16 protein-coding genes are annotated in these 15,205 nt (G+C 69.2%); 8 read left to right on the plus strand and 8 right to left on the minus strand.

What is annotated here, in order from left to right:
• Positions 1–47 precede the first annotated feature (47 nt).
• The 6 genes from BLV97_RS03950 (at position 48) to BLV97_RS03975 (ending at position 4,339) form a co-directional block, all read left to right on the plus strand.
• On the plus strand, positions 48–1,253 hold the full coding sequence (locus BLV97_RS03950) for an NAD(P)/FAD-dependent oxidoreductase (RefSeq protein ID WP_035842199.1): 1,206 nt from the start codon (positions 48–50) through the stop codon (positions 1,251–1,253).
• Entirely contained in the window at positions 1,250–1,813 is a 564-nt protein-coding gene (rsmD, locus tag BLV97_RS03955) for a 16S rRNA (guanine(966)-N(2))-methyltransferase RsmD (protein ID WP_035842201.1), read from the plus strand. The genes BLV97_RS03950 and rsmD overlap by 4 nt, the downstream gene beginning before the upstream one ends.
• Complete coding sequence (locus BLV97_RS03960; protein WP_035842202.1) at positions 1,810–2,472, plus strand: HAD family hydrolase; 663 nt, start codon at positions 1,810–1,812, stop codon at positions 2,470–2,472. Before rsmD ends, BLV97_RS03960 begins: the two co-directional genes overlap by 4 nt.
• A 136-nt stretch (positions 2,473–2,608) precedes the next feature.
• Positions 2,609–3,061 (plus strand): GAF domain-containing protein, encoded by a 453-nt coding sequence (locus BLV97_RS03965; RefSeq protein WP_035842204.1) that lies wholly within the window; start codon positions 2,609–2,611, stop codon positions 3,059–3,061.
• Between the two features lie 63 nt (positions 3,062–3,124).
• The gene (locus BLV97_RS03970; protein WP_035842205.1) at positions 3,125–4,033 is read left to right on the plus strand and encodes a PhzF family phenazine biosynthesis protein; all 909 of its coding nucleotides are present in this window, start codon (positions 3,125–3,127) and stop codon (positions 4,031–4,033) included.
• A 12-nt stretch (positions 4,034–4,045) separates the two neighbouring features.
• Entirely contained in the window at positions 4,046–4,339 is a 294-nt protein-coding gene (locus BLV97_RS03975; RefSeq protein WP_035842207.1) for a DUF1330 domain-containing protein, read from the plus strand.
• A gap of 22 nt (positions 4,340–4,361) precedes the next feature.
• Here BLV97_RS03975 and BLV97_RS03980 read toward each other — a convergent pair whose 3' ends face one another.
• The 7 genes from BLV97_RS03980 to secG all read right to left on the minus strand — a co-directional run bounded on the left by BLV97_RS03980 (position 4,362) and on the right by secG (position 10,498).
• Positions 4,362–4,982, minus strand: coding sequence for a LysE family translocator (locus tag BLV97_RS03980; protein WP_035842208.1), 621 nt, complete (start codon positions 4,980–4,982; stop codon positions 4,362–4,364).
• Complete coding sequence (locus tag BLV97_RS03985) at positions 4,976–5,758, minus strand: GFA family protein (RefSeq protein ID WP_051646047.1); 783 nt, start codon at positions 5,756–5,758, stop codon at positions 4,976–4,978. The genes BLV97_RS03980 and BLV97_RS03985 overlap by 7 nt, the downstream gene beginning before the upstream one ends.
• On the minus strand, positions 5,745–6,368 hold the full coding sequence (locus BLV97_RS03990; protein ID WP_035842210.1) for a LysE family translocator: 624 nt from the start codon (positions 6,366–6,368) through the stop codon (positions 5,745–5,747). The genes BLV97_RS03985 and BLV97_RS03990 overlap by 14 nt, the downstream gene beginning before the upstream one ends.
• 96 nt (positions 6,369–6,464) lie before the next feature.
• Positions 6,465–6,938, minus strand: a complete 474-nt coding sequence (locus BLV97_RS03995) for a lytic transglycosylase domain-containing protein (RefSeq protein WP_051646048.1) — start codon at positions 6,936–6,938, stop codon at positions 6,465–6,467.
• A 134-nt stretch (positions 6,939–7,072) separates the two neighbouring features.
• A complete protein-coding gene (locus tag BLV97_RS04000; protein ID WP_035842211.1) occupies positions 7,073–8,092 on the minus strand; it encodes an LLM class flavin-dependent oxidoreductase in 1,020 nt (339 codons plus the stop codon).
• Between the two features lie 131 nt (positions 8,093–8,223).
• Positions 8,224–9,867, minus strand: coding sequence for a CTP synthase (locus tag BLV97_RS04005; RefSeq protein WP_035842213.1), 1,644 nt, complete (start codon positions 9,865–9,867; stop codon positions 8,224–8,226).
• 193 nt (positions 9,868–10,060) lie between these two features.
• Positions 10,061–10,498: a preprotein translocase subunit SecG gene (gene secG / locus BLV97_RS04010; RefSeq protein ID WP_081825053.1), complete on the minus strand. Its 438-nt coding sequence runs from the start codon at positions 10,496–10,498 to the stop codon at positions 10,061–10,063.
• A 397-nt stretch (positions 10,499–10,895) separates the two neighbouring features.
• Between secG and BLV97_RS04015 the strand changes: the two genes are divergently transcribed.
• Together BLV97_RS04015 and BLV97_RS04020 are read left to right on the plus strand one after the other, a co-directional pair.
• Positions 10,896–12,188, plus strand: a complete 1,293-nt coding sequence (locus tag BLV97_RS04015; protein ID WP_092163958.1) for an adenylosuccinate synthase — start codon at positions 10,896–10,898, stop codon at positions 12,186–12,188.
• Positions 12,188–12,448, plus strand: coding sequence for a DUF2842 domain-containing protein (locus BLV97_RS04020; protein WP_035842235.1), 261 nt, complete (start codon positions 12,188–12,190; stop codon positions 12,446–12,448). The genes BLV97_RS04015 and BLV97_RS04020 overlap by 1 nt, the downstream gene beginning before the upstream one ends.
• A gap of 225 nt (positions 12,449–12,673) precedes the next feature.
• On the opposite strand, the gene BLV97_RS04025 is transcribed toward BLV97_RS04020, so the two are convergent.
• Positions 12,674–15,205: a hypothetical protein gene (locus tag BLV97_RS04025; RefSeq protein WP_035842238.1), complete on the minus strand. Its 2,532-nt coding sequence runs from the start codon at positions 15,203–15,205 to the stop codon at positions 12,674–12,676.

The following is a 15,205-nucleotide window of genomic DNA, read 5'->3' on the forward strand; positions in this document are numbered from 1 at the left end:
CATATAGGGTCTGCGCGCGTAGGGGCCAGTAAATTTCGGAGGCATCCATGACGGGGATCGTCATAATCGGTGCGGGGCAGGCGGGCGCCTCGCTTGCCGCGAAACTTCGGGCTTTGGGATACGACGGCGTCCTGACCTTGATCGGCGAAGAGACTGACGCGCCCTACCAACGCCCGCCGCTGTCGAAGCAGTACCTTATGGGCGAGATGGAACTGGAACGCCTGTACCTGCGCGCGGACAGCTTCTACGACGAACAGAAGATCGCCCTGCGGCTGGGCAAGCCGGTCACCGCGATCGACCTGGCGGCGCAGACCCTGACGGTGGGCGGCGAGGCGCTGTCCTACGACCGGTTGGCCCTGACCACCGGGGCCACGCCGCGCACCCTTCCGGCCGATATCGGCGGCATGCTCGACGGTGTCTATACGGTGCGGCGGCTGGCCGATATCGACGCGATGCAGCACGAATTCCGCAAGGGCGCCCGGCTGCTGGTGATCGGCGGCGGCTATATCGGGCTGGAAGCCGCGGCGGTGGCGGCCAAGCTGGGGCTGAAGGTCACGCTGGTCGAGGCCGCGCCGCGCATCCTGGGCCGTGTCGCCTGTGAAGAGACCGCCGCCTATTTCCGCGATCTGCACGCCAGCCATGGCGTCGAGATCCGCGAGGGCGTGGGCCTGAAGCAGCTGAAGGGCGAGGCGCGGGTGACCGGGGCCGAGTTGTCCGACGGCACCAGCCTGGCGGTGGATTTCGCCATCGTCGGGGTCGGCATCCGGCCCGAGACCGCGCTGGCCGAGGCCGCCGGGCTGGAGATCGACACCGGCATCTGTTGCGACGTGCAGGGGCGCACCTCGGATCCGCATGTCTGGGCGGCGGGCGATTGCGCCTCGTTTCCCGGCCCGGCCGGGAGGATGCGGCTGGAAAGCGTGGGCAACGCCATCGACATGGGCGAGCTGGTGGCCGAAAACATGCTGGGCGCGGCCAAGGCCTATGTGGCCAAGCCCTGGTTCTGGTCCGACCAATACGACGTGAAGCTGCAGATCGCGGGGCTTGGCGCCGGCGCCGACCGCATCGTGCAGCGCGCCGACGGGGCGGGGATGTCGCATTGGTATTTCGCGGGCGACCGGCTGCTGGCGGTCGATGCGATGAACGATCCGCGTGCCTATATGGTGGCCAAGCGCCTGATCGAGGCCGGACGCTCGCCCGCACCCGAGGTCGTGGCCGACCCGGCGACCGATCTGAAGGCGCTTCTGAAGGCATGAGGATCATCGGTGGAACACGGCGCGGCCTGATCCTGGCCGAGGTTGGCCAGGGCGACGCGGCGGCGCATCTGCGCCCGACGACCGATCGGGTCAGGGAATCGATCTTCAACCTGCTGGTCAACGGCGGCTATGGCGATCCGATCACCGGCGCGCGGGTGCTGGATCTGTTCGCCGGCACCGGGGCGCTGGGGCTAGAGGCGCTGTCGCGCGGCGCGGCGCGGGTGACCTTCATCGACGACGGGGTGAAGGCGCGGGCCCTGATCCGCCAGAACATCGACAAGATGCGCGCCATGGGCATGTGCGACCTCTATCGCCGCGACGCGACCCGGCTGGGCGAGAACCGCGGCGCGCCCTATGGGCTGGTGTTCCTCGATCCTCCCTATGCCCAGGCCCTGGGCGAAAAGGCGCTGGCCTCGGCCGCCGCCGGCAACTGGCTGGCGCCGGGCGCGCTGGTGGTCTGGGAAGAGAGCCGCGCGCCGGAACTGCCCGCGGGGTTCACCCTGCTTGATCAGCGCCGCTATGGCGACACTTTGGTGACCCTGCTGGAGGCCCCCGCATGACCGGTTCCGACAGGCCCCCCGCAGCGGTGCTGTTCGATTGCGACGGGGTGATCGTCGACAGCGAGCGCCCGCTGTTCGACCTGCTCGAAGGTGATTTCGCCCGCTACGGCCTGCCGATGCCGCGCGACGAGATCATGCACACCTTCATCGGCGGCACGATGTACGATGTCGGCCGCCGGGCCCGCGCCCATGGCGCCACCATGCCCGAGGGCTGGGAAGAGGATTTCTACGAGCGCCTGTTTGATGTCCTGGCCAAGGATGCGCCGCTGATCCCCGGCATCGTCGAGGTTCTGGACGCGCTCGACGCGGCGGGGATCGGCTATGCGGTGGGCTCGAACGGATCGGGGCGCAAGATGGGCATCACCCTGGGCCAGCACCCCGAGGTGCTGCGCCGGTTTCATGGGCGGCTGTTCTCGGGGCAGGACATGAACCGCCCCAAGCCGGCACCCGATCTGTACCTTCATGCCGCTGCCGCACTGGGCACCCCGCCAGAGGCCTGCGTGGTGGTCGAGGACAGCCCCACCGGCGCGCGCGCCGCCCGTGCGGCCGGCATTCCCTGCTACGGCTATGCCCCGCATGATGATGGCGCCCGCCTGGCCGAGGTGGGGGCGCGGGTCTTTGGCGACCTGCGCGAACTGCCCGGCCTGTGGGGGATCTAGGGGGCGTTCGCGGGCGAATTGCTTTTCGTCCGGGGCTATGCTTCAAGCATCGGGCGTTGCCGGCCCCGTCCTGTCCGGCTCCGTCCGGCCTCGTCCCGCGCCGGCCGCCCACCCATCCGTCCGTCCGGAGAAACCGATGCCCGATTACCCCAGTCTCGCCGCCACGATCCGGTCGCTGTGCGAAGGTGAGACCGACACCATCGCGCTGATGGCCACGTTGGCCTGCGAGATCCACCATTCCGATCCGCGCTTCGACTGGACCGGCTTCTATCGCGTCACGGCGCCCGAACTGCTGAAGATCGGCCCCTATCAGGGCGGCCATGGTTGCCTGGTGATCCCGTTCTCGCGCGGGGTCTGCGGTGCCGCCGCGCGCACGGGCCAGATCCAGCGCATCGCCGATGTCGAGGCCTTCGCCGGCCATATCGCCTGCGCCGCCTCGACACGGTCGGAACTGGTGATCCCGGTGCGTGACGTGGGCGGGCAGATCATTGGCGTGCTCGACATCGACAGCGACCGGCCCGACGCCTTCACGGAAGAGGACGCCACGGCGCTGAGCGCCATCATCGACGAGGTCTTCGCCCGCGGCTGAGCCGCGCGAAGGGGTTGCGTCACACCCGCCCAGCGCTATCGTGGCGCCCGTATCGGAGCCCCCATGCTTGAGTTCCACACGCTCGACGTTTTCACCGCCACGCCCTTTGCGGGCAATCCGCTGGCCGTGGTGCTGGGGGCGGACGCGCTGTCGCCGGCGCAGATGCAGGTGATCGCGCGCGAATTCAACCTGTCCGAGACGATCTTCGTCCAGCGCCCGCGCGACCCGGCCCACAGCGCGCGGGTGCGGATCTTCTTTCCCACCGCCGAGATCCCCTTTGCCGGCCACCCCACCGTGGGCTGCGCCGTGCTGCTGGCCGAGACCGCGCATCCCGAGGGCGGCGATTTCACCACCCGGATCGCGCTGGAGGAGGAGGCGGGCCTTGTCCCCGTCACCGTCACCCGCGCCGGCGGCGTCACGCGGGCCGAATTCACCGCGCCGGTGATCCCCCATGCCTTTCCGGGCGCGCTGCCCGAAGGGCTGTTGGCCCGGGCGCTCGATCTGGCGCCGGGCGCGATCGGCTTTGGCGGCCACCGCCCGGCGCTGTGGCAGGGCGGGCCCGCCTTTCTGTATGTGCCGGTGGTGGACCGCGCGGCGCTGGCCCGCGCCCGGGTGATCGAGCCGGCCTATTCGGAACTGCAGCAAGCAGTGGGGGCGCCGGTCGGCCTTTACCTGTATACCCCCGGCGAGGGCGTCGATTTCCAGGCACGCATGCTTGACCCCGTGGCCGGCATTCCCGAGGATCCGGCGACCGGTTCGGCCAGCGCGATCCTGGCCGCGCAATTGCAGGCGGCGGGGGCGTTGAAGCCGGGCATGCAGGTTTTCGATCTGCTGCAGGGCGCCGAGATGGGCCGGCCCAGCAACCTGCGCCTGAGTATCGAGAGCGGCCCCGAAGGGCTGTGCTCGGTGCGCATTGCGGGCGCTGCTGTGAGGATTTCTTCGGGCCGGATCACCGTGCCCGCGGCGACGTAGAAGGAGCAGAGCATGCCGAAGGGATACTGGGTGGCCCATGTCGATGTGGGCGACCCCGAAGTTTACGCGAAATACCGCGACGCCAATGCCGCGCCCTTCGCGGAATACGGCGCGCGGTTTCTGGTGCGCGGCGGTACGGCCACACAGATGGAGGGCGATTGCCGCGCTCGCACCGTGGTGATCGAATTCCCCACGATCGAGGCGGCGAAGGCCTGCTACGAGAGCGCGGGCTACCAGGCGGCGAAGGCGATCCGCGACCCGGTCTCGACCGGGGATCTGGTGATCGTCGAGGGCTGGGAGGGCTGAGGCGGCGGGGATTGGGCGCCGCCTAGTCCACCACCAGCCGCAGGGCAAGGCCGGCGAAGACCACCGCGGCCACCTTGTTCAGCACCCCCAGCCGCCGGGCCAGGCGCTGGCGGACCAGCCCCGCCAGCGTGCCGTAGCCCATGGTGATCAGCGTGCCGGTCAGCGCGAAGATTGCGCCCAGCTCGACGATCTGCTGCCAGACCGGCCCCAGCGCGGGGTCGGTGAATTGCGGCAGGAAGGCCAGCACGAAGAGCACCGGCTTGGGGTTCAGCACATTGGTCAGGAAACCGCGCCTGAGCGCCCCCCAGCCCGAGCCCGCCCCGCGCCCGCCATTGGCCTCGGGCTGGGCGTGCCAGCTTTTCCAGGCCAGGAACAGCAGATAGGCGCCACCGCCCCAGCGCAGCGCGGTCAGCGCGGCGGGCGAGGCCGCCAGCAGCGCCGAGATCCCCGCCGCGGCCAGGCTGACATGCCACAACGCGCCGAAGCCCACGCCCAGCCCCGCCAGCGCCCCGATCCGCGGCCCGCCCCGGATCCCGCTGGCGGTGGCGAACAGCACGTCGGCCCCGGGGGTCAGGTTCAGCAAGACCCCGGACAGGGTAAAGAGCCACAGGCTCTCGGGCGGGATGGCGGGCAGGGCTACCATGCGGCGTGCTGCGGCAACCCGTCCGCGATCCCGTAGTAGTCGCCCTTCTCGGACACGAAGATATGGCTTTCCATCCGGCCTCCGGTGGCGCCCTCGATGCAGCCGGCCTCGATCGCGAAGCTGCCATCGCGGGCGCGGAACCACAGGCTTGATCCGCAAACGCGGCAATGGCCCCTGGTGCCGCCGGCGGGGGCCGCGAATTCGGCCAGGGTGGCGCGGGCGCTGTAGGTCAGTGCCGCCTCATCGGCGTCGAAAGAGGCCGAGAAATGCCCCGACAGCTTGCGGCACTGACGGCAATGGCAGGCGGTCACCCTACGCGCCGGTCCCGGCAGGGTGAAGGCCACCCCGCCGCACAGGCAGCGCCCCTCCAGCCGGTCGGCGCGCGGCGCGCATAGCGGCGGCGGTGCGGCGGGGGTGTAGTAGTCGCCCGCGCATTCGGTGAAGATATGCCGGCCCACACGGCTGCCGGTCGGGCCGTCGAAGGCGCCGCCGGCCACGGCGATATAGTTTTCTTTCGCACCATCCCGGAACAGGCTGGCGCCGCAGTCGCGGCAAAAGCCGCGCCGCGCATGGGCCGAGGATTGATACCAGGTCAGGGCGTCGGAGCGGATCAGCCGAAAGGCCGCGCGCGGCACCGGCGCGGCGGCGAAGACATGGCCCGACCAGCGGCGGCATTGCCCGCAATGGCAGACCGTGACCGCCGGGATCGCGCCGCTGACCTCGAAGGTGACCTGGCCGCAATGGCACGATCCGCGGTGGATTTCAGGGCCGGACATGCTGGCCCCCCGTGGTGCCCAGCGCGATTCCGTAAAGGACGAAGGCCACGGCCATCACCCGCCGGAACCAGACGTTCAGAACCGCCCCCATCGCCGCCCGCCCCATCAGCGCGCCGATCGCGGTATAACAGCAATAGGAGGCGGCGGTGATCGTCAGCGCGGTGGGATAGATCGCGGCCATCTGATGCCAAAGCGGCACGTCGGGCTGCACGAACTGGGTGAAGGCGGCCAGATAGCCCGCCAGCGACTTGGCGTTGATCGTCGCGATCATGAAGGCCCGGCCGTAGATCGACCCTCCAGATGTTCCCCCGGCGCGCAGCGGCCTTTTCGCGTTCAGCCAGCCACGGATGCCCAGCCAGATCAGGACGCCTGCTCCAAGCAGCCGCAACGCCTGGTAAAGCCCGGGCGAGGCGGCGATCAGCGCCGTCACCCCCAGCGCCGAGAGCGTCAGGAACAGCGAAGCCTGGGTCAGGATCGCCAGCACCCCCCAAAGCGCGCGGCCAAAGCCATGCCCCATGCCGTTCGAGATGCAGTTGACGGCGTTCGGCCCCGGAGTGGTGACAAAGACCACCCAAAACAGCGCGAAGACGGTCCAGGCGTGAAAAGACATCGGGGTTCCTCCGCCCGCCAGATGGCGCGATTTGCGGGGCAAGGACAAGTGCGGCGCCCGCGGAACGGCGGGCGATCACGGTTTCGTGCGGATGGGTCAGTCCAGGCCGGTCGCGTGCAACATGCCGCGCCGCTTGGCCTCGTAATAATAGCCGCGCGAATACCACATCACCGCGCGCGCCTCGCTGCCGTCGGCCAGCAGCCAGGCGCCGCGCAGGTATTTCACCCCGTAGCGCAGGTTCGTGTCGGGGTCGAGCAACCCGCGGGGACTGCCGCGGTAGCCCATGGTGCGGGCGGTCGCGGGCAGGATCTGCATCAGCCCCCAATAGGGGCCGTTGCGCGCCCGCGGGTTGTAGCGGCTTTCGCGCTGCACGACGCGGTGCACCAGGCTGGGCGGCACGTCATAGGCCCGGGCGTAATGGTCGATCATCCGGCGCAGACGCGGGGTTTCATGAGGGTTCAGCGCGCCATGGTCGGGGCGATAGCCGTGCGGCCCGGGCGCCGCGCAGGCCCCCAGTGCGAGGGCAAGGCCAAGAGCCAGAAGCGGGGCAAGGCGGCGGGGGGCTGTCATCGGGTCTCGGGGGCGGCTCCGGGGCGCTTTGGCAAGACGATAGCGGGCGCCCGCCGGCCCGGAAAGGGGGCCGCGCGGGGCCGGGTGCGCGATGGGCGGGAAGGCGCCGGGGGTGGGAAGGTGCCCGGGGCGGGCTAGCGCCAGCCCAGCCCCGGCGCGACATGGGTCAGGATGCTTTCGATCACATGGGCGTTGTAATCGACCCCCAGCATGTTCGGCACCGTCAGCAGCAGGGTATCGGCCTCGGCGATCGCCTCGTCGCGCTTCAGCTCCTCGATCAGCCGGTCGGGTTCGTCCGCGTAGCCGCGCCCGAAGATCGCCCGGGTCTGGGCGTCGATCATGCCGACCTGGTCGCTGTCCTTGCCGCGGCCGAAATACATCCGGTCGGTATCGTTCATCAGCGCGAAGATCGACCGGCTGACGGAAACACGTGGCGCACGGGTGTGGCCCGCGGCCTTCCAGGCGGCGCGATAGGCGCGGATCTGTCTGGCCTGCTGGATGTGGAAAGGCTCTCCCGTCTCGTCGTTCTTCAGGGTCGAGCTTTGCAGGTTCATCCCCAGCTTCGCCGCCCATTCGGCGGTGGCATCCGATCCCGCGCCCCACCAGATGCGGTCGCGCAGGCCGGGCGAATGCGGCTCCAGCCTCAGCAGGCCGGGCGGGTTGGGGAACATCGGCCGCGGGTTGGGCTTGGCAAAGCCCTTGCCGCCCAGGCGCTGCAGGAAGACCTCGGCATGGCGGCGGGCCATGTCGGCGGGGGTCTCGCCTTCGTGCGGGCGATAGCCGAAATGGGCCCAGCCGTCGATCACCTGTTCGGGGCTGCCGCGACTGATGCCCAGCTGCAGCCGTCCGCCGGCGATCAGGTCCGCCGCGCCGGCGTCCTCGATCATGTAAAGCGGGTTCTCGTAGCGCATGTCGATGACGCCGGTGCCGATCTCGATGGTCTTCGTGCGGGCGCCCACGGCGGCCAGCAGCGGGAAGGGCGAGGCCAGCTGACGCGCGAAATGGTGGACGCGGAAATAGGCGCCATCCGCGCCCAGATCCTCGGCCGCCTCGGCCAGTTCGATCGATTGGGTCAGCACGTCGGCGGCCGAGCGCACCACGCTGCCGGGCTCATTCGACCAATGGCCGAAGGACAGAAAGCCGATCTTCTTCATGGGATCCCTCGCGCATGTTGACGGGCCACGCGGCCCTTTGGCCAGATGTGGCAGCGCGGCGCGCGCCCGGCAAGGCGCGCCGCTGTGGGCTGAGGCGCGGGGCCTGTGCGGAGGGGCAGAGGGGCGCGGGGTTACACCAGCCGCTCGACCTCTTTCGCGGCGCGGATGAAATCCGCAAACAGCGGATGCGGGGCGAAGGGTTTCGATTTCAGTTCCGGGTGGAACTGCACGCCGATGAACCATGGATGGTCCTTCACCTCGACGATCTCGGGCAGGCGACCGTCGGGCGACATGCCCGAAAAGACCAACCCGCAGCCTTCCAGCTTTTCGCGGTATCTGTTGTCCACCTCGTAGCGGTGGCGGTGGCGTTCCTCGATCGTGGTGGCGCCGTAGACGTCGGCCACCTTCGATCCGGGCTGAAGCTGTGCGGTATAGGCGCCCAGGCGCATCGTGCCGCCCTTGTCGTCATCGACCTTGCGCTGCACCTTGTAATTGCCCTGCACCCATTCCTTGAGGTGATAGACGACCGGGGTGAAGCGCTTCTTGCCGGATTCGTGGTCGAATTCCTCCGATCCCGCATCTTCCAGCCCGGCCAGGTCGCGCGCCGCCTCGATCACCGCCATCTGCATGCCCAGGCAGATGCCCAGATAGGGGATCTTGCGCTCGCGCGCGAACTTGGCGGCCTTGATCTTGCCCTCGGTGCCGCGTTCGCCGAAACCGCCGGGGACCAGAATCGCGTGGAAGCCCTCCAGATAGGGGGCCGGGTCCTCGCGCTCGAAAATCTCGGCGTCGATCCATTCGGCCTTCACGCGGGTGCGGTTGGCCATGCCGCCGTGCGTCAGCGCCTCGGCGATGGATTTGTAGGCGTCCTCCAGCTGGGTGTACTTGCCCACGATCGCCACGCGCACCTCGCCCTCGGCATGTTCGAGGCGGTCCATCACATCTTCCCAGCGGGCCAGATTCGGGCGCGGCGAGGGGCTGATCCCGAAAGCGTCCAGCACCGCCTGATCCAGACCTTCGCGGTGGTAGGCCAGCGGCGCCTCGTAGATCGTCGCAAGATCCGGCGCGGCGATCACCGCCTCCTTGCGGACGTTGCAAAACAGCGCGATCTTCTCGCGCTCCTTTTCCGGGATCGGGCGTTCGGAGCGGCACACCAGCACATCCGGCGCGATGCCGATCGAGCGCAGCTCCTTCACCGAGTGCTGGGTCGGCTTGGTCTTCAACTCGCCGCTGGCCGACACGTAGGGCAACAGCGTCAGATGCATGAAGATGCACTGGCCGCGCGGCCGGTCCTGGGCGAACTGGCGGATCGCTTCGAAGAAGGGCAGGCCCTCGATATCGCCGACGGTGCCGCCGATCTCGCATAGCATGAAATCGACCTCATCATCTCCGATCTCGATGAAGTCCTTGATTTCATTGGTGACATGCGGAATTACCTGGATCGTCTTGCCCAGGTAGTCCCCGCGGCGCTCTTTCTCCAGCACGTTGGAATAGATCCGCCCCGAGGAAACCGAATCCGTCTTGCGGGCCGCCACGCCGGTGAAGCGCTCGTAATGGCCCAGATCCAGATCGGTTTCGGCCCCGTCGTCGGTGACGAAGACCTCGCCATGTTCGAAAGGCGACATCGTGCCCGGATCGACGTTGAGATAGGGGTCAAGCTTGCGCAGCCGCACCGAGAAGCCGCGCGCCTGCAACAAAGCCCCCAGCGCCGCCGAGGCCAGGCCCTTGCCCAGGCTGGACACCACACCGCCGGTGATGAAGACATAACGTGCCATGCGGTGAAAACTCCCGTGATTGCGTTGCGCGAATATGTGGACGCGCCTTGAAGAACTGCAGCACCACGGGAGTCAAGCTATAGCCGATTCCCGCCCCTGCCGCAACAAGTGGCGCAAGATGATGTTGGTTGTTCCGGGCATTTGCCCAGAATTTGTGGTGATTAGGTCGCAGCCCGCGCGAATACGCGGGCGATCAATTCGCGCGCTTGGGCGTTGCGGGCGTGTCGGGCGAAGCGGTGCCGCCATTGCCGCCCGATCCGCCGATCGCGCTGCTGGGCGGCAGCAGATCCTTGGCCGAGGGCAGGGAATTCGTGGGCACGCTGCCGGGGCCCTGTGCCGGCGCCGCCGGGGCCGAGGCCGAAGACGAGCCGCCGATCTGGTCGATGACCGAGGATTCCGCGGATTGCCGTGCTGCCAGCACCGTCAGCGTCATCGAGGTGACCAGGAAGGCCGCGGCCAGGACCCAGGTGATCTTGGCCAGCGCCGTCGCGGCCTGGCGTCCGCTCATCACCCCGTCGCCGCCGCCACCGCCGCCCATGCCAAGCCCGCCGCCCTCAGAGCGTTGGAGCAGCACGATGCCGACCAGGCAAAGCGCCAGGATCAGGTGGATGATGAGGACGACATTTTCCATATGGTCGGATATCCGCAGCTAGCTGACGGGGCTATTTAGGCTGATGCGTCCGGGCCCGCAACCCCTCGGTGTCCGGATGGGCAGTGAATCCTGCAAGATCGGCCGACAGGGCTGTGGAAGGTCGGCAGCCGGTCGCCGGGGGCGGGGCCGGTGCGGGCGCGCGCGGCAAGGGCCGGGCGACATGCGGCCCGCGCTACGCCGGCCCCCGGGCCGGGCGCATCCGCCGCTGCAGCCCTGTCCGGCCCCCAGACATCTTTCGCGCCGGTCGTGCCGAAGCCCGCCGACAATCGGCGCCGGGCCGCCGCCGCAGCGGCATCTTGCCCGAAATTTCCGGTTTCTCCCTGCCTCCGGCCCCGCTATACCGCGCTACGGCACGCAGCCAGGATATGAGGGACATATGGCCAACGTCGTCGTTGTGGGCGCCCAGTGGGGCGATGAAGGCAAGGGCAAGATCGTCGATTGGCTATCCAGCCGCGCCGATGTGATCGCGCGTTTCCAGGGAGGTCACAATGCCGGCCACACCCTGGTGATCGACGGCGTCACCTACAAGCTGTCGCTGCTGCCGTCCGGCATCGTGCGCGAAGGCAAGCTCAGCGTCATCGGCAATGGCGTCGTGATGGACCCGTGGGCCCTTCTGGCCGAGATCGAACGACTGACGGCCCAGGGCGTGACCGTCACCCCCGACAACCTGCTGATCGCCGAGAACACCCCGCTGATCCTGCCGATCCACGGCGAACTGGACCGGGCGCGCGAGTCGCAGAATTCGGTGGCCAAGATCGGCACCACCGGCCGCGGCATCGGCCCGGCGTACGAGGACAAGGTCGGCCGCCGGGTGATCCGGGTGGCGGATCTGGGCGATGCGGCGACGCTGGATCTGCGCATCGGCCGGTTGCTGACGCATCACAACGCGCTGCGCGCCGGACTGGGGCTGGAACCCGTCGACGCCGAGGCGCTGAAGGCGCAATTGCTGGAGGTGGCGCCGAAGATCCTGCCCTTCGCGGCACCGGTCTGGAAGGCGCTGACCGAGGCGCGCCGCGCCGGCAAGCGCATCCTGTTCGAAGGCGCCCAGGGCAGCCTGCTGGATGTCGATTTCGGCACCTACCCCTTCGTCACCTCGTCGAATACCACCGCGGGCATGGCGGCCTCGGGCACCGGCCTTGGGCCCACGGCGATCGATTTCGTCCTGGGGATCGTCAAGGCCTACACGACGCGGGTGGGCGAGGGGCCCTTCCCGACCGAACTGAACGATGCCGACGGCCAGCGCCTGGGCGAGCGCGGCCATGAATTCGGCACCGTCACCGGGCGCAAGCGCCGCTGTGGCTGGTTCGATGCGGTGCTGGTGCGCCAGACCTGCGCGACCTCGGGCGTGTCGGGCATCGCGCTGACCAAGCTCGACGTGCTCGACGGCTTTGATGAGCTGAAGATCTGCACCGGATACGAACTGGACGGCACCTTCTACGACTACCTGCCCACGGCGGCCGATCTTCAGGCGCGGGTGGTGCCGGTCTACGAGACGCTGGAAGGCTGGAGCGAGAGCACCGCGGGCGCGCGCAGCTGGACCGACCTGCCGGGCGCGGCGGTCAAATATGTCCGCCGGATCGAAGAGCTTATCCAATGCCCTGTCGCGCTGCTGTCGACCAGCCCCGAGCGCGACGACACGATCCTTGTCACCGACCCGTTCGAGGACTGATGGCGCTTGGCTACAAATCCCGGCGCCGCTGGTCGCTGATCGTGCTCGTCGTCGGGCTGCCGGCCTATATCGCCCTGGCCTGGTGGGTCACCAGCCTGCTGCCCGAGCGCCCGCCGGTATTGCTGGAACTGGCGGTCTATGTCGGGCTTGGGGTGCTTTGGGCTCTGCCGCTGCGCTTCGTCTTCCTGGGCGTGGGCCGGGAAGACCCGGACGCAACGCCCCCTCGCACGCCGGCAAAGCGCGAAGACCCGAAGCCCTAGGATGCCGCGCGCCCGGTGGAGTGCGCCGACGACACGGTCGTCGGGGTAGGGCGGCGGCCCCCGCAAGACCGCGGCCCGGCGCCTTGCAGGCCCGATGCGAAGGGTTGCGGCCCGGGCCGGCCGGCGCAAAGGGAACGGGCGGAAAGGTTGCCCCTTCCACCCGCACTCGTGACACGGACACTGATTACAACGTGACTCACCGATAATGGAACCGCCGCAAGCGCCCTAGCGGGCGATCTTGCGGGCTTCCATGATGAAGCGGGAAGATTGAGAAATCGCAAACTGGCCCCGCTTCACCTTCTTGATCTTGCCGTCGCGCAATAGCGCGCCGAAGCTGCGCAGCCCGGCCTCGCGGCTGAAGCCGTCCCCCTGGCTTGTTTCGGCGCCTACGGCGGCGGCGAAGCGCATGATCTGCGGGCGGGTGAAATGTTCCAGCCCCTCGACACAGTTCGAATAGGCGGCGGCGGCCTCCAGCAGATCGGGAAGGCTGGTCGCGCCGATCCGTTCCGCGAACTCGGCGAAAGAGCGGCTGTCCGCGAGCGCCGCGGTATCGTTGTCGCTCAGCGCTTCGATCGAGTCTTCGTCCTGCGCATCGACGGCAAGATTGCTGGCGCTGACACGGCGCGGCCGGATCGGCGAGGCGGTTTGCGCCGAGGTCGGGCGGTCGATGCGTTGCTCGGATACCAGCACCAGCGGGGCGGGACGGTCCGACGAGGCCGCAGGACGGCGCGCGGCGCTTTGCCCGCCATCGGCCACGGCCGGGCGGCGCGGGCGGACCACGCGGGCAAGATCGTCACGGTAGGAACGCAGCGCCTCTTCCGGGTTCGCCTCGGGGCTTTCGCCCAGCTCGCGATCGGCCTCCTTCGCGGCAACCGCCGCCTTCAGATGCGCGATGGTCGACAGCCGGCGGCGGCTTTCGGCGCCTTCCAACTGGTTTTCGGTCTGCCGCATCAGGCGGCTCATGGCATCGTCATCGGCTGAATCGCCCAGGATCGAACGGCCGCCCCGGTCGGCGCGGCGATGGGCGTCGACCTCGCGCTCGACCGCGGCCAGTTCGGCCTGCAATTCGGCCTCGGCCTCAGGCGGCAGGCTGGAGGTCGAGGCCGCGGCATCGAGCTTTGCGAATGCGGAACTGCCGTCGTCATCGTCCTCATCATCGTATTCCTCGGCCGCGTTGGCCGCGTGCGCGAAGGGCGTATCAACCGCGTCGTCTTCCACGCCCGCCCGGGGCGCGGCCTCGTCCGCGGCGGTTTCGGCGGCAGTCTCGGCGGCAGTCTCAGTGGCGGCAAGCCTGCCCTCGTCCGCCTCGGTTTCATCGCCGGGAAGCTGGTCGTCCTCGGCCGGCAACTCCTTTTCGGCCAGCGACCCGGTTTGGGGGGCGGCGGCGGAGGCTTGGGCGGTTTCCTCTTGCGCCGCGCCTTCTTCCTCGGCCGAGGGGGGCACGATCTCGGGCGCGGCGCCGGGGGCGGCGCGCCGGACCTTGATCACCCGGGCCCGGACCCGCGCAAGCGGCCCCGTGTGCGGCCCGGTCTGGGGGGGCGCCTCCGGCTCGGGCTGGGTCTCGGTCTGCGCCTGGGCCTCGATCCGGGCCTCGGACGGGATGTGAGCTTGCTGCTCCGGCTCCTGCTTCGGCAGGGCTGGGGCCTCGGCGGTTTCGGACGCGGCCGCGTCGGGGCGGGCGTCGTCGGCGTCCTGCGCGCCGGGCACGTCGGCGGCCTCGTCTTTCTGCGGGGTCGGGGCGGAATTTGCCTTGACCGGATGGGCCCGAAGCGCGGCCTGCACATTGGCAAGCGAGATCGCCTGCAGGTCTTCGTCCTCGTCGAATTCCGTCTCTGCGTCCGGCCCGGCTTTCGCCGTCTCCGGGGCCGTCTCCTCGGCCGTATCTTGCGCCATGCCCTGCGTCGCGTCCTGTGCGGCGTCGGGCGCCGCATCGTCGCCAAGGTCCTGTCCGGTGGTAAGCTCGGCGGGCGCGGTTTCGGCGGTCACGGTTTCGGCAAGCGCATCGGCAGAGTCCTCTGCCGGCGTTTGCGCGATCTCGGCGGTCTCGTCGATCGCGTCGGCAATTTCGACATCTTCGACCGGCGCCGGGGCCGGAGTGCTCGGCGCGCGCAGGCCGGTTTCGGCCAGGGCGGGCGCGGCGGCGGCCGTCGCGGCTGCGGCGGGTGCGGCGCCCGAGCGCGCTTGTTCCACCGCGGCCCGGATGCGCAGCAGTTTCGCGGCGACGCTGTCGAACGCCAGCGGGGCGGCGGCCGGCGAGGTCTGCGGCTCGTCCTCGATCACGCTTTCGTCTTCGGCGGCGACCGTCGAATCCTGCGGCGCAGGCTGGGCTTTGTCCTCGTCCTCGGATGCCGCGTCTTCGAAATCATCCGTGGCCGTCATCGCGGTCGCGGCGTCGGGCTGGATTGCCTCGGGAACCGGTTGTTCGTGGACGGGCGCCTCGGGCGAGGCCGCGGCGACCGTCTCGGGTGCGCCTTGCGCCTGGCCCACAGCAGGGGGGGGGGCGCCGTCGGCGCGCAACACGACACCGTTTTCCTGGATCTTCGCCTCGACCCGGCGCTGAACCTCGCGCTCGGCGATCTGATGCAGCATCTGGGCATCGGGCGTGGGCGGTTCCGCGCCGAAATAGCGATCATCCGCAGCAAGATCGCGGAAATACTCGGCGATGGCCTTCATCGTCGAGAACGGTTCCTCGAACCCCTCCAGCGTGCAAGAGAAGGTACCGTAAGAGACAGTGAGGATCTTGCTCGCACCGACCAT

The sequence above is a fragment of the Allgaiera indica genome, from assembly GCF_900106675.1.
GTDB classification, from domain to species: Bacteria; Pseudomonadota; Alphaproteobacteria; order Rhodobacterales; family Rhodobacteraceae; genus Acidimangrovimonas; species Acidimangrovimonas indica.

Excerpts from the sequence above, each read along its gene's own strand:
- BLV97_RS03950 (WP_035842199.1), top strand. The coding sequence starts at position 48 with ATGACGGGGATCGTCATAATCGGTGCGGGGCAGGCGGGCGCCTCGCTT.
- rsmD (WP_035842201.1), top strand. The coding sequence starts at position 1,250 with ATGAGGATCATCGGTGGAACACGGCGCGGCCTGATCCTGGCCGAGGTT.
- BLV97_RS03960 (WP_035842202.1), top strand. The coding sequence starts at position 1,810 with ATGACCGGTTCCGACAGGCCCCCCGCAGCGGTGCTGTTCGATTGCGAC.
- BLV97_RS03965 (WP_035842204.1), top strand. The coding sequence starts at position 2,609 with ATGCCCGATTACCCCAGTCTCGCCGCCACGATCCGGTCGCTGTGCGAA.
- BLV97_RS03970 (WP_035842205.1), top strand. The coding sequence starts at position 3,125 with ATGCTTGAGTTCCACACGCTCGACGTTTTCACCGCCACGCCCTTTGCG.
- BLV97_RS03975 (WP_035842207.1), top strand. The coding sequence starts at position 4,046 with ATGCCGAAGGGATACTGGGTGGCCCATGTCGATGTGGGCGACCCCGAA.
- BLV97_RS03980 (WP_035842208.1), bottom strand. The coding sequence starts at position 4,982 with ATGGTAGCCCTGCCCGCCATCCCGCCCGAGAGCCTGTGGCTCTTTACC.
- BLV97_RS03985 (WP_051646047.1), bottom strand. The coding sequence starts at position 5,758 with ATGTCCGGCCCTGAAATCCACCGCGGATCGTGCCATTGCGGCCAGGTC.
- BLV97_RS03990 (WP_035842210.1), bottom strand. The coding sequence starts at position 6,368 with ATGTCTTTTCACGCCTGGACCGTCTTCGCGCTGTTTTGGGTGGTCTTT.
- BLV97_RS03995 (WP_051646048.1), bottom strand. The coding sequence starts at position 6,938 with ATGACAGCCCCCCGCCGCCTTGCCCCGCTTCTGGCTCTTGGCCTTGCC.
- BLV97_RS04000 (WP_035842211.1), bottom strand. The coding sequence starts at position 8,092 with ATGAAGAAGATCGGCTTTCTGTCCTTCGGCCATTGGTCGAATGAGCCC.
- BLV97_RS04005 (WP_035842213.1), bottom strand. The coding sequence starts at position 9,867 with ATGGCACGTTATGTCTTCATCACCGGCGGTGTGGTGTCCAGCCTGGGC.
- secG (WP_081825053.1), bottom strand. The coding sequence starts at position 10,498 with ATGGAAAATGTCGTCCTCATCATCCACCTGATCCTGGCGCTTTGCCTG.
- BLV97_RS04015 (WP_092163958.1), top strand. The coding sequence starts at position 10,896 with ATGGCCAACGTCGTCGTTGTGGGCGCCCAGTGGGGCGATGAAGGCAAG.
- BLV97_RS04020 (WP_035842235.1), top strand. The coding sequence starts at position 12,188 with ATGGCGCTTGGCTACAAATCCCGGCGCCGCTGGTCGCTGATCGTGCTC.
- BLV97_RS04025 (WP_035842238.1), bottom strand. The coding sequence starts at position 15,205 with ATGGTCGGTGCGAGCAAGATCCTCACTGTCTCTTACGGTACCTTCTCT.